Raw genomic sequence first — 12,610 nt, forward strand, 5'->3', positions numbered from 1 at the left:
ATCAGGCCGCATCGCCGAATGAGGACTGGATGATCTTTTCCTCCGTCAGCTCGTCGCGCCGCAGATTGGCGACGATGCGGCCGTTCTTGAAAACATAGACATGGTCGCAATTGTCGAGCTCCTCGGTCTCGGTCGTGTACCAGAGGAAGGTCCGGCCCTTTGCGGCCTCCTCGCGCACGAGGTCGTAGACTTCGAGCTTGGTGCCGATATCGACCCCGCGCATCGGGTCGTCCATCAGCACGATCTCTGCGTCGGAGCCGAGCGCGCGGGCAAACAGCGCCTTCTGCTGGTTGCCGCCCGACAGCGAATAGATGTTGTTGTTCATGTCCGGCGTACGGATGCCGATCTTCTTTTTCCAGAATTCGGCAAGCTCGGCCTCGCGCTGCGGCGAGATCAGCAGCCCGTTGCGCAGCCGCGCCAGCGAGCGGATGCCGATATTCTGCGCGATCGACCATTGCGAAAAGATGCCGTCCGACTGGCGGTCGCCGGCGACCAGCGCCACCGGCGCGGTGACCTCGATGCCGATCCTGGCGCGCGAGGCGGCCGAGAAGATCGCCAGCAGAAGATCTGTCTGGCCATGGCCGGCAAGTCCCGCAAGACCGATGATCTCGCCTGCGCGCGCGACAAGCTCCTTGCCGTCCTGCTGCCTGGCCGGGCGTGCCCGCACCCTGAGCGCTCCTGGCTCGGTCTTGCGGGCCTCGGCGGCGGCTTTGTGATGTCCCTCGGCACCGCCCATGGCCGCGACCAGCCTGTCGCGGTCGAACGCGCTCGCGGCATCGGCCGCGACCACCTTGCCGTCGCGCATCACCACGATGCGGTCGGCGTTCTGCAGCACCTCGCCCAGCACATGCGAGATCAGGATGCAGCTGCCTCCGGCCGCCACGAAGCGGCGCACGAATGAAAGCAATTGGCCCGCCGTATGCGCGTCGAGCGACGAGGTCGGCTCGTCGAGGATGACCAGATGCAGGGGTTCGCGGGTCAGCGTGAAGGCGCGCGCCACCTCGACCATCTGGCGCCGCCCGATCGAAAGGTCGCCGGCGATGTCGTCCGCCGAAATGCCGTGGTCCGGGAAGATCTCGTCCAGCTTGGCGCGGATGAGGTCGGCGGCCCGGCGCCGCCAGCCGAAACCGGTGAGCGCGGGGTGATTGATGCGGGTATTCTCGGCGACGCTGAGATTGGGGCAGAGCGACAGCTCCTGGAAGACGCAGCGTATGCCAAGCTCGAGCGCGCGCGCCACCGAATAGCTCGCTTCCTGATTGCCGCGCACGGCGATCTGCCCGCCATCCGGCCGCAGCGTGCCGGCCACCATGTGCATGAGCGTCGACTTGCCGGCACCGTTATGCCCGACCAGCCCGACGCATTCGCCGGCGCCGACATGGAAGTCGACGCCGTTAAGCGCCCGAACGGCGCCGAAATGCTTTTCGGCGCCGTTGAGCCTGACGATATCCGCAATAGCCTGAAGCATCCTCAACTTTATCCGGTTGGCGATGCGGACCGCAATGTGCCCACCGCTATTGCTTGATGTTGGCCTTGATCGCCGCGATAGCTTCTTCCTGCGTGTATTCGTGCGTGGCGACGCCGCCTTCCTTGATCTTCGGCAGCGCGGCCTCGAAATCGTCCTGGGTGAAGGCGAGATAGGGCACCAGGAGGTCATGCGGGATGTCCTTGCGGCCGTCGAGCACCTGCTGCGCCACCCAGAAGGCCAGCGTCGACACGCCGGGCGCGATCGAGGCCGACCAGGTCTTGTAGCCGTCCTTCTCCTTCTGCTCCTTCCACCACTTCAGCTCGTCCTGCCGGTTGCCCATGATGATGGTCGGGCGTGGCTTGCCGGCCGCGGCGAAGGCCTGCGCGGCGCCATAGCCGTCGCCGCCCTGGTCGACGATGCCGACGACATCCGGCAACGACGGCAGGATGGTCGCCACCGCCTTCTGCGCCGTAGTCTGGTCCCAGTCGCCCGTCACCGAACCGACGATCTTGAACTCGGGATGGGCGGCGACGCCCTCGAGGATACCGGCATGGATGGCATCGTCGATCGAGGTGCCGGCGAGACCGCGGATTTCCAGCAGATTGCCGCCCTTGGGCTGGAATTTGGCCATCTGCTCGACTTCCTGCTTGCCCATGTCCTTGAAGTCGACGACGACGCGGTAGGCGCAAGGCTCGGTCACGATGCCGTCGAAGGAGACGACGACGATACCGGCATCGCAGGCCTGCTTGATGGCGCCATTGAGCGCATCGGGCGACGCGGCGTTGATGACGATGGCGTCATAGCCCTGCAGGATCAGGTTCTGCACCTGGGCGGCCTGAGTCGGCACTTCCTTGTCGGCGGTGGTGAAGACATCCGCTGCCGCGACCACCTTGTCCTCGACCGCCTTCTTGGTGACGATCGCATAGCTGTCGAGCATCGCCTGGCGCCACGAATTGCCGGCATAATTGTTGGAGAAGGCGATCTTCTTGCCGCTGGTGTCGGCAAGCGCGGTGCCCGAGGCGAGCATCGCCGCAAATGCACTCAATACGAGCAGTTTCTTCATATCGGTTCCTCCCGAGGTTGCTGCTACTAAACGCGAATTCTCTGTTTTTTATCTATTGTCAGACAAATGCAGAGGAACCGCAAGCTGTCAACTGCAAAGCATTGGCACTGCTCGATCAACTTGCGGTGCGACGATTGAAAAGACGGCGACTCCTGGTCTAGGAACGCGGCAGGAGGCCAGTGCATGGCAGTGACGCCGACCGTTGCTAAAGGCGCGCCCGGAATTCCGGCGCGCTGGACGTCAAGTGCCAAGAGTGGCGTCGGAACCGCGCTTTCGGCAAAAAGCCCGCTCTGGTTCACCACCAGCCACGGCATCCTGAATGAAATCTATTATCCGCACCTCGACAGCGCCTGCACGCGCGACCTGGGACTGATCGTCACCGGCCCCGACGGTTATTTTTCCGAAGAGAAACGCGATGCGGCCCACACCGCCGACCCTTTCGAGGACGGGGTGCCCGGCTACAGGTTCAGCAACACCGCTTCCGATGGCGCCTACCGCATCGAAAAACGCATCGTTACGGATTCGAAACGACCTGTGTTGCTGCAGGAAGTGCGTTTCAGCGCGATCAAGGGCTCGCTGGCTGATTATCGCGTCTACGCGCTGCTGGCGCCGCACCTCGTCAACGCCGGCATGGGCAACACGGCCTGGATCGGCGAGCACAAGGGGGAGCGTCTTCTCTTCGCCACAGGGCGCGGCGTGTCGCTCGCGCTCGCCTCCTCTTTGCCCTGGGGCGCCTGCTCGGCCGGCTATGTCGGCTTCTCCGACGGCTGGCAGCAGCTGCGCGACAGCGGCGCGCTCGATACTTCCTGTCATGCAGCCGAAAACGGCAATGTCGCGCTTACGGGCGAGATCGGCTTTTCGGCCGGCGGGACGGTCGCCTTGCTGGCGCTCGGCTTCGGCGCCTCGCCGGAGGAAGCCGCCGACCTTGCGCTTGCAAGTCTGCAACAGGGTTTCGAGCCGGCCGCGAAGACTTATGTCGAGAACTGGCGGACATTTCAGGCAGGACTGGAAAAGCTCGACCGCCACGCAGCCTCCGGTCTCAACACCTACCGCGTCAGCAGCGCGGTGCTGGCGACGCATCTGTCGGTAGCCAGGCCCGGCGCCGCGGTCGCCAGCCTGTCGATCCCCTGGGGTTTCAACAAGGGCGACGACGATCTCGGCGGCTATCATCTCGTCTGGCCGCGCGACCTGGTCGAGACGGCTGGCGGCTTCCTGGCGGCCGGCGACGGCAGGCAGGCGCTGCAGATCCTCGCCTATCTGCGCTCGATCCAGCAGCCGGACGGCCACTGGCCGCAAAATTGCTGGTCCGACGGCACCGCCTATTGGCCGGGCATCCAGATGGATGAATGCGCCTTTCCGCTGCTGCTCGCCGATGCCTTGCGCCGTGCCGGCCATCTGCCGAAGGCGAAGCTCGCCGACTTCATGGGCATGGTCGAGAACGCCGCCGCCTATGTCGCGCGCAACGGCCCGGTCACCGGCCAGGACCGCTGGGAAGAGGACGCCGGCTACAGCCCGTTCACGCTGGCCGTGGAAATAGCGAGCCTGCTCGCCGCCGCCGACATGCTGGAAGCCTGCGGCAAAAATGAGCCGGCAAACTATCTGCGCGAGACCGCCGATTGCTGGAACGACCAAGTCGAGCGCTGGACCTATGTGACCGGTACGCAGGCAAGCACCAAGGCGGGAATCGACGGATATTATGTCCGCATCGCGCCGCCCGACAATGGCGGCGCCGCGTCTCCGAAGGACGGCTTCGTGCCGATCAAGAACCGGCCGCCGGGCGACACCGACAAGCCCGCCGAGGCGATCATCAGCCCGGATGCGCTGGCGCTGGTCCGCTTCGGCCTGAGGGCCGCGGACGACCCGCGCATCGTCAACACCGTCAAGGCCATCGACGCCGAGCTGCGCTGCGAGTTGCCGCAGGGGCCGCTCTGGTACCGCTATACCGGCGACGGCTATGGCGAGCACGAGGACGGCTCGCCTTTCGACGGCACCGGCCGGGGCCGGCCGTGGCCGCTGCTCGCCGGCGAGCGTGCCCATTACGAACTGGCAGCCGGCCGCGGGGACAGGGCGGCGCAGCTCCTTGAGACTTTCGAACGTTCGGCCGGCGTCGGCGGCTTCCTGCCGGAGCAGGTCTGGGATCGCCCCGACATGCCAGACCGCGAATTGCGGCTGGGCGCCCCTTCGGGCAGCGCCATGCCGCTGGTCTGGGCGCATGCAGAGCACATCAAGCTGTTGCGCTCGCTGCGCGACGGCGTTGTATTCGACCTGCCGCCGCAAGGCGTCGAACGTTATATCAAGGGCCAGACGATCTCGCCGCTTAGGATCTGGCGCTTCAACAACAAGATCCGCTCCATTCCGGCCGGCAAGGCGCTGCGCGTCGAATTGTCGGCGCCCGGGGTCGTCCATTGGAGCAGCGACAAATGGCTGACCGTGCAGGACAGCAAGACAACCGAGAATGCGTTCGGCATTCACCTGGTGGATTTGCCCGTTAACCGCCTGCAGCCGGGAACCACCATCGTCTTCACTTTTTTCTGGCCCGGGGCGATGCGTTGGGAGAATGTCGACTTCAGCGTCGGCATTGGCGCCCAATCGTGATCCAGCAGGGCCATTGTAGTTCTCCTTCCTCAAGCAATCGGGATGAAACCATGCAGATCGGAATGATGGGACTGGGCAGGATGGGCGCCAACATGGTGCGGCGCCTGATGCGCGACGGTCATGAATGCGTCGTCTATGACATCAATTCGGCAAGCGTCGCCGGCATGGTCAAGGACGGCGCGGTCGGTGCCGCCTCGCTGGAGGAGTTCGTCGCCAAGCTCGCCAAGCCGCGCTGCGCCTGGCTGATGCTGCCGGCCGCGATCACCGGCAGGATCGTCGACCAGGTTGCAGCGCTGATGGAGCCGGGCGACATCATCATCGACGGCGGCAATTCCTATTATCACGATGCCGTCGACCAGGCGGCCAAGCTGGCGGTTAAGGGCATCAACTTCGTCGATGTCGGCACCAGCGGCGGCGTCTGGGGCCTGGAGCGCGGCTACTGCCTGATGATCGGCGGCCCCGATGACGCTGTGAAGCATCTCGATTCGATCTTTGCCACGCTGGCGCCGGGCGCCGATGCGGGGGCCAATCCGCCCAAGGATGCCGGCACGGCGCCCTTCGGTTATCTTCATTGCGGACCGAGCGGCGCCGGCCACTTCGTCAAGATGGTGCATAACGGCATCGAATATGGCGTGATGGCCGCCTATGCCGAGGGCATGAACATCCTGAAGTCGGCAAATGCCGGCAAAAGGCAGCGCACAGCCGACGCCGAGACCAGCCCGCTCGAAAATCCGCAATATTATCAGTTCGACATCGACCTGCCGCAGGTCGCCGAGGTCTGGCGGCACGGCAGCGTCATCGGCTCCTGGCTGCTCGATCTCACCGCCGGCGCGCTAAAGAACGATCCGGCGCTCGCCCAGTTCGGCGGCCGTGTCTCCGATTCCGGCGAAGGCCGCTGGACGCTGAAGGCGGCGATCGACACCGGCGTCCCGGCGCCGGTGCTGTCCTCTGCGCTGTTCGACCGCTTCTCCTCGCAAGGCGAATCGCAATTCGCCGACAAGCTTCTGTCCGCCATGCGCTATGCCTTCGGCGGCCATGTCGAGAAGCCGAAGACCGGCGCGTGAAGGGAGAGACTGCATGAGCCAGGAGAGGTCCGACACGCTGGTGCTTTTCGGAGCGACCGGCGATCTTGCGCACAAGAAGATTTTCCCGGCGCTCTACCAGATGGTCGCCAAGGGCACGCTGAGCGAGCCGGTGATCGGCGTCGCCTTCGAGCCTTGGGAGCTCCCCAAATTGGTGGACCGTGCGCGCGACGGCATCGTCACCGCGCTTGGCCGTGTCGACGACAAGGTCTTTTCCAAGCTCGCCTCGCTGCTGCGCTATGTCAGCGGCGACTACCGCGACGGCGCGACCTTCGAGAAGCTGAAGACGGCGCTGGGTTCCGCGCAGCGGCCGCTGCACTACATGGCCGTCCCCCCGACCATGTTCGAAACGGTCGTGCAGGGCCTGGAGCAGTCCGGCACCGCGCGCGGCGCGCGGCTGATGGTGGAAAAGCCGTTCGGCCACGACCTGCAGTCGGCGCGCTGGCTCAACCGGGTGCTGCATCTGGTGTTCGACGAGCAGTCGATCTTCCGCATCGACCACTATCTCGGCAAGGAAGCGATCCAGAACCTGCTCTATTTCCGCTTCGCCAACTCCTTCCTCGAGCCGATCTGGAACCGCAACTTCGTCGAGAGCGTGCAGATCACCATGGCCGAGGATTTCGGCGTCGAGGGCCGCGGCAAATTCTATGACGATGTCGGCTGCATCCGCGACGTGATCGAAAATCACCTGCTCAACATCCTGTTGCTTTTGGCCATGGAGCCGCCTGTCGGCCGCTCGGCCGACGACCTGATCGACGAGAAGGTGCAGGTGCTGCGCGCGATCCGCACGCTGACCAAGGACGATGTCGTGCGCGGCCAATTCGACGGCTATCTGGCCGAGCCGGGCGTCAGGCCCAACTCGCCGGTCGAGACCTTCGCCGCGGTGCGCTTCTTCGTCGACACCTGGCGCTGGCGGGATGTGCCTTTCTTCATCCGCGCCGGCAAGAACATGCCGGTGCACGCCACCGAGGTGATCGTGCGTATGAAGCGGCCGCCGCTCGACGTCTTCGATCCGATCAAGCCGGGCGACGCCAATTATGTGCGCTTCCGCATCGACCCGCAGGTGGCGATCTCGATCGGCGCCCAGCGCAAGGTCGCCGGCGACGACATGATCGGCGAGCAGGTGGAGCTGACCGCGCTCGACGACACCAAGGGCGACATGCCGCCCTATGAGCGGCTGATCGGCGACGCCATGAACGGCAATGGCCAGCTCTTCACGCGCCAGGACGCGGCCGAGCTTGCCTGGCGCATCGTCGGCCCGGTGCTCGGCGACACCGCGGCGCCGGCGATCTATGCGCCCAAGACCTGGGGGCCGGTCGATGCCATGAACGGCTTCGGCCCACCCGATGGCTGGATCAATCCGAGCAAATAATATCGGGGAGGACGGGGATGGCGAAGGCAGCAAAGAAAGCCGCGGCGACCGGCGATCCGATCGTGCTCACCGTCGATGTCGGCGGCTCGCATGTGAAGATCCTCACCAGCGCAGGCGGCGAGATGCGCCGCGTCGCATCCGGACCGAGCCTGACCCCGGACCAGGTCGTCTCGTCGGTCAAGAAACTGGCCGAGGGCCTGGACTATGACGTCATCTCGATGGGCTATCCCGGCCCCGTGCGCGACAACAAGCCCTCGCTCGATCCCTTCAATCTCGGCAAGGGCTGGAACGGCTATGATTTCACCGCCGCTTTCGGCAAGCCGGTGAAGCTCGTCAACGACGCGCTGATGCAGGCCATCGGCAGCTATGACGGCGGCCGCATGCTGTTCCTCGGCCTCGGCACGGGCCTGGGCGCCGCCATGATCATCAAGAATGTCGGCCAGCCCATGGAGCTCGCCCACCTGCCCTACAAGAAGGGAGCGACTTTCGAAGATTACGTCGGCGAACGCGGCTTGATGAAGCACGGGAAGAAGAAGTGGCGCAAATACGTTTTCGACGTTGTCGATAGGCTCCGCGCCGCCTTGCAGCCTGACTATGTCGTGATTGGCGGCGGCAATGTCGACAAGCTCGATCAATTGCCTGAAAAGTCCCGGCGCGGCGACAACACTCGCGCTTTCGAGGGTGGATTTCGTCTGTGGCGCGACAAGGCGCTGGTCGTCTGATATAGTTACATTTCAGTATAATTGTTCAAAACAGCGTGTATTGACGCGACAAAATGTTGCGCCGCGCAGATTTGCCGACTAGGAATTCGCCGGCCTGCGGCCCCTGCGGCTTCCCGAATTCGCAAACAACGCTCGCAGCGCTTCGACATTACACCGCGAAAACCGGATCGGTTTCGCGACCTTGCGGCAGAAATGGAGGGACTACGTGGACGAGGACACCAGCACAGCCAGGGAAATCGACCTGCTCGAGCTCACCGCTCATATCGTATCGGCCTATGTCGCCAAAAACCGCTTGCCTGCTTCCGACCTGGGCGGACTGATCGCCAGCGTCGCCTCTTCGATCGGCGGGATCAGCCAGCCGGCGGAGCCCGCGGCGCCCCCGCCGGTCCCCGCCGTCAATCCCAGGCGCTCGGTGACACCGGACTACATCATCTGCCTCGAGGACGGGAAGAAGTTCAAATCGCTGAAGCGGCATATCGGCGTGCATTTCGGACTGACGCCGGAAGCCTACCGCACCAAATGGGGCCTGCCGGTGGATTACCCGATGGTCGCGCCCAACTACGCGGCCTCGCGCTCGCAGCTCGCCAAGTCGATCGGCCTCGGCCGCAAGGCGGAACCGGAGCCGGCGAAGCCTGCAAGGGCCAGGAAGGCCAAAGCCCCGGCCTGAAATAACGCGCCTGCACCAATGGTTTAGGGAAGCCTGCCGAGGAATCAGCCTTGGCAGGCTTCCTGCTTTTATGGCTTGGATACCGTTCCACCAGGCAATTCCAGAAAAGCCGTACGGAATTGCGTCAAAACAGGACGCGCGGTTTGTTTAAAAGGATGAACCGCTTGGGGACATGGTCATGAACTACACCAGGATGGTGATCGAGAAAGAAGCGCCGGAGGAATACGGCTACGAGCGCATCCGCTACAACCTTTCCGAAAGCTCGATCGCAGACCAGAAACTCTCCGACATAGGTCTCGCGCTGCCGGACCTCACATTGTTTTATGGCGAGCACCGCGGCGACAGGGAACTGCGGGCGCTTATCGCCGGGCAGGACAGCGGTCTTTCCCCCGATGATGTGCTGGTGACCGCTGGCGCGGCCGGCGCGCTGTTCATCATCGCCACGTCGCTTCTGTCGGCCGGCGACCATCTCGTGGTCGTGCGGCCGAACTACGCCACCAACATCGAGACACCGAAGGCGATCGGCTGCGCCATCTCCTACATCGATCTCGATTTTGACGAGGGCTTTGCCATCGACATCGACCGTGTGAAGGCAGAGCTGCGGCCGAACACCAGGCTGATCAGCGTCACCTGCCCGCACAACCCGACCGGCACGATGATGACACGCGCCGATCTCGACGCGCTGATTACGCTTGCCGAAAGCCGCAAATGCCGCCTGCTGGTCGACGAGACCTATCGCGACCTCTCCTATGGCGCCCGGCTGCCGTCGGCGGCCTCGCTCAGCTCCGCCGCCATCAGCGTCTGCTCGTTGTCGAAGGCCTTCGGCATTCCGGGCATCCGCATCGGCTGGCTGATGACCCGCGATCCGCAATTGCAGGAGACCTTCCTCGCCGCCAAGGAGCAGATCGGCATCTGCGGCAGCGTCATCGACGAGGCGATCGCCCGCGCCACGCTCGAACGCCGCGATGCCTTCCTCGCCTCGCTGCTCCCCGAAATGGCCAAGCGCCGCGATATCGTGCAGGCCTGGATCGACGGCGAGCCTCTCGTCGACTGGGTGCTGCCGCAAGGCGGCGTCGTCGGTTTCCCACGGCTCAACGTCGATGCCGGCTTCGACCTTGACCGCTTTTACACCAGGCTGCTGGAGGAATACGGCACCTATGTCGGCCCCGGCCACTGGTTCGAGATGCCGAAGCGTTTCTTCCGCCTCGGTTTCGGCTGGCCGAAAGAGGCGGAGTTGCGCGGCGGGCTGGAAGCCATCTCGGCTGCTTTGAGAGGCTGAACGCCCCATCACAAGAGCAGGGAATTTCGATTTTCTTAGATCCAGCGCGGATTTTTTACGCGCATGGCAAGACGAACTGGGCTAAAGGGTTGCGGCCGGACCAGCGCCCACCGTGGAAGTGCCCCGCCGGCCATTGTCGCAAAGGGGCCCTCGAATCATGACCGTCGAAGCAACGTCACCAGACCAGCGCTACGCCGCGTTCCGGCACCGCCCGTTCCTCAGCTACTGGACGGCGCGCTTCCTCACCACCTTCGCCACCATGGTCGTCTCGGTCGCCGTCGGCTGGCAGGTCTATGACCTGACCCGCAATCCGTTCGACCTCGGCATTGTCGGCATCGTCCAGTTCCTGCCTTCGCTGCTCCTGGTCCTGGTCACCGGCGTCGTCGCCGACCGCTTCGGCCGCCGGCTGATCATGACGCTGGCGACCCTGGTCGAGGCCGGCTGCGCCTTGGCCCTGCTGCTTCTGACGCTGCGCGGCCTGACCAGCCCGCTGCCGATCTTCCTCGTGCTGGTCATGTTCGGCATTGCCCGCGCTTTCTACGGTCCGGCCTCGTCCTCCTTGTTCGCCAATCTCGTGCCGCAGGAAGATTTCGCCAACGCGATAGCCTGGAATTCGTCGGCCTGGCAGACGGCGACCATCGTCGGCCCGGTCGCCGGCGGCCTGCTCTACGGCGTGTCGGCGGAAGTCGCCTACGCCACCGCCGCTGTGCTGATGCTGGTTGCGAGCATGCTTGTGTTCACCATTCCCAAGCCTGCCCAGCAGACGGCCACCGACAAGCCGACGATGCAGACGCTGTTTGCCGGCTTCAGCTACATCTGGGGCGAGAAGATCGTGCTCGGCGCGATCTCGCTCGACCTGTTCGCCGTGCTCCTGTCGGGCGCCTTTGCGTTGCTGCCGGTCTATGCGCGCGACATTTTGCAGCTTGGTCCCTGGGGGCTCGGACTGCTGCGCTCGGCGCCGGGCATCGGCGCCATCTGCGTCGCCGTCTGGCTGGCCGGCCATCCGATCCGCGACCATGCCGGCAAGATCATGCTCGGCTTCGTCGCCTTGTACGGCGCCTCGATAGTGCTGTTCGGCCTGTCGACCATCACCTGGCTGTCCATCGTCGCACTCGCCTTGCTTGGAGCGACCGACATGTTCAGCGTCTACATCCGCGAGACGCTGATCCAGCTCTGGACGCCGGACGAGGTGCGCGGCCGCGTCAACGCCGTCAACCAGGTCTTCGTCGGCGCGTCGAACGAGCTCGGCGAATTCCGCGCCGGCACCATGGCGGCGCTGATCGGCACGGTTCCCGCAGTGGTGATCGGCGGCATCGGCGCCATCGCCGTCGCCGCCCTATGGGCGTATCTGTTCCCGGCGCTGCGGCAGGTGCGGCACCTGAACAGCCGGAACTGACTGAGTTCTGAATCCAAGCCGCTGGATCCGACGTTCGGGCCAATCACGCTGCGCTGTCGACCAGCGAGGTAGGGTCGGAAGCTGTTTCTACTCCGAAAAGCTCACGCTGACGCCCCGCTGCCGAAAATAGGCCTGCATCAACTTGCGGCCGGCGCGGTTGTTCTGCACCAGCCTGGCCGGATCGAAAACCGCCTGTTTCTTCCCCTCCCGCGCCAGCGCCGCCTTGAGTGCCGCGATATGCGTATCGAGTTCGGCATTGTCGGCTCGGAGTGAGGCATAGATATTTTCGGTCGCCTCGGCCAAGGTCAGTTCGTTCACAGTGTCTTCCTTTGATTGATTGCGCGGCGCCTTAGCACAGATTCGCCGCTCCGCCGATAGCGGCCAGACCGGCGATGCACAGCGCCGGCGGGGAAAGCCGATGCATTCGCCAGCGCCTCGGAGCTAGCAACGACACTTATTTGGACGGCTGCGCCGCGCCGCGCTACTCAAGCGCGGTCGTGCGGATGATTTCAGCGATCTCCGGGCTGCTGCTGCACAGCATCTGGAAATCCGACGAAAGCAGCGACAGGAGTGAAACCGCTGTTGCAGCGCTGACGGTCGCCATACGCTCTCGCTGCGATGCGCATCATCACCAAACGGTGAACTCCGATGTCCTGGATTGCTTGGTGACCGGACGCCAGGGCGAGCACGAACTTTGACTCGTGGCGTGAAGTGGCCGTCGCGTCTGTATGATCGATGTCGGCCTTGCCGGATGGCGATGGGCAGCCACGGGGTGGACATTTCAGCCCGCATGGAAAATGATCATGTTGCTGTGCACAACGCTGCAGTCTGATCTCCACTAGAAGCCTGAGCGTGAAGCGGATCAATCGACCTCCGGGTCCAGCGAGCGGGGACGCAAATGGACACCACAGGGAATGGGCAATTGCATCGCGACGCGGGCGGGCGACCCCGTCGATCGGCCAACTGGCT

11 protein-coding genes are annotated in these 12,610 nt (G+C 64.3%); 8 read left to right on the plus strand and 3 right to left on the minus strand.

The genetic code is table 11. From position 1 onward, the window contains the following. Nucleotide 1: 1 nt before the first annotated feature. Both LB520_RS27800 and LB520_RS27805 read right to left on the minus strand, forming a co-directional pair. Entirely contained in the window at nucleotides 2-1,465 is a 1,464-nt protein-coding gene (locus tag LB520_RS27800) for a sugar ABC transporter ATP-binding protein (RefSeq protein WP_224640061.1), read from the minus strand. A 46-nt stretch (nucleotides 1,466-1,511) separates the two neighbouring features. After that, nucleotides 1,512-2,528 (minus strand): ABC transporter substrate-binding protein, encoded by a 1,017-nt coding sequence (locus LB520_RS27805; protein ID WP_095769596.1) that lies wholly within the window; start codon nucleotides 2,526-2,528, stop codon nucleotides 1,512-1,514. A gap of 183 nt (nucleotides 2,529-2,711) precedes the next feature. On the opposite strand from LB520_RS27805, the gene LB520_RS27810 reads away from it, so the two are divergent. The 7 genes from LB520_RS27810 to LB520_RS27840 all read left to right on the plus strand — a co-directional run bounded on the left by LB520_RS27810 (nucleotide 2,712) and on the right by LB520_RS27840 (nucleotide 11,641). Continuing rightward, nucleotides 2,712-5,123, plus strand: coding sequence for a glucan 1,4-alpha-glucosidase (locus LB520_RS27810; protein ID WP_224640062.1), 2,412 nt, complete (start codon nucleotides 2,712-2,714; stop codon nucleotides 5,121-5,123). Nucleotides 5,124-5,173: 50 nt separating this feature from the next. Beyond that, nucleotides 5,174-6,187 (plus strand): phosphogluconate dehydrogenase (NAD(+)-dependent, decarboxylating), encoded by a 1,014-nt coding sequence (gene gnd, locus LB520_RS27815; protein WP_224640063.1) that lies wholly within the window; start codon nucleotides 5,174-5,176, stop codon nucleotides 6,185-6,187. Between the two features lie 13 nt (nucleotides 6,188-6,200). Further along, complete coding sequence (zwf, locus tag LB520_RS27820) at nucleotides 6,201-7,577, plus strand: glucose-6-phosphate dehydrogenase (protein ID WP_224547158.1); 1,377 nt, start codon at nucleotides 6,201-6,203, stop codon at nucleotides 7,575-7,577. Between the two features lie 17 nt (nucleotides 7,578-7,594). Beyond that, nucleotides 7,595-8,299: an ROK family protein gene (locus LB520_RS27825; RefSeq protein ID WP_224640064.1), complete on the plus strand. Its 705-nt coding sequence runs from the start codon at nucleotides 7,595-7,597 to the stop codon at nucleotides 8,297-8,299. Between the two features lie 205 nt (nucleotides 8,300-8,504). Further along, entirely contained in the window at nucleotides 8,505-8,966 is a 462-nt protein-coding gene (locus LB520_RS27830) for a MucR family transcriptional regulator (RefSeq protein WP_095769591.1), read from the plus strand. Nucleotides 8,967-9,144: 178 nt separating this feature from the next. Beyond that, on the plus strand, nucleotides 9,145-10,245 hold the full coding sequence (locus LB520_RS27835) for a pyridoxal phosphate-dependent aminotransferase (RefSeq protein ID WP_224640065.1): 1,101 nt from the start codon (nucleotides 9,145-9,147) through the stop codon (nucleotides 10,243-10,245). 154 nt (nucleotides 10,246-10,399) lie between these two features. Then, nucleotides 10,400-11,641, plus strand: coding sequence for an MFS transporter (locus LB520_RS27840; protein ID WP_224640081.1), 1,242 nt, complete (start codon nucleotides 10,400-10,402; stop codon nucleotides 11,639-11,641). Between the two features lie 87 nt (nucleotides 11,642-11,728). On the opposite strand, the gene LB520_RS27845 is transcribed toward LB520_RS27840, so the two are convergent. Continuing rightward, nucleotides 11,729-11,959, minus strand: a complete 231-nt coding sequence (locus LB520_RS27845; protein WP_224602396.1) for a hypothetical protein — start codon at nucleotides 11,957-11,959, stop codon at nucleotides 11,729-11,731. A gap of 74 nt (nucleotides 11,960-12,033) precedes the next feature. On the opposite strand from LB520_RS27845, the gene LB520_RS27850 reads away from it, so the two are divergent. Beyond that, nucleotides 12,034-12,339, plus strand: coding sequence for a hypothetical protein (locus LB520_RS27850; protein ID WP_224640066.1), 306 nt, complete (start codon nucleotides 12,034-12,036; stop codon nucleotides 12,337-12,339). Nucleotides 12,340-12,610 lie beyond the last annotated feature (271 nt).

The sequence above is a fragment of the Mesorhizobium sp. CA12 genome, from assembly GCF_020165255.1.
GTDB lineage: Bacteria > Pseudomonadota > Alphaproteobacteria > Rhizobiales > Rhizobiaceae > Mesorhizobium.

What these genes read in the sequence shown, in the direction of transcription:
- LB520_RS27800 (WP_224640061.1), bottom strand. Translation starts at nt 1,465, where the DNA reads ATGCTTCAGGCTATTGCGGATATCGTCAGGCTCAACGGCGCCGAAAAG.
- LB520_RS27805 (WP_095769596.1), bottom strand. Translation starts at nt 2,528, where the DNA reads ATGAAGAAACTGCTCGTATTGAGTGCATTTGCGGCGATGCTCGCCTCG.
- LB520_RS27810 (WP_224640062.1), top strand. Translation starts at nt 2,712, where the DNA reads ATGGCAGTGACGCCGACCGTTGCTAAAGGCGCGCCCGGAATTCCGGCG.
- gnd (WP_224640063.1), top strand. Translation starts at nt 5,174, where the DNA reads ATGCAGATCGGAATGATGGGACTGGGCAGGATGGGCGCCAACATGGTG.
- zwf (WP_224547158.1), top strand. Translation starts at nt 6,201, where the DNA reads ATGAGCCAGGAGAGGTCCGACACGCTGGTGCTTTTCGGAGCGACCGGC.
- LB520_RS27825 (WP_224640064.1), top strand. Translation starts at nt 7,595, where the DNA reads ATGGCGAAGGCAGCAAAGAAAGCCGCGGCGACCGGCGATCCGATCGTG.
- LB520_RS27835 (WP_224640065.1), top strand. Translation starts at nt 9,145, where the DNA reads ATGAACTACACCAGGATGGTGATCGAGAAAGAAGCGCCGGAGGAATAC.
- LB520_RS27850 (WP_224640066.1), top strand. Translation starts at nt 12,034, where the DNA reads ATGCACAGCGCCGGCGGGGAAAGCCGATGCATTCGCCAGCGCCTCGGA.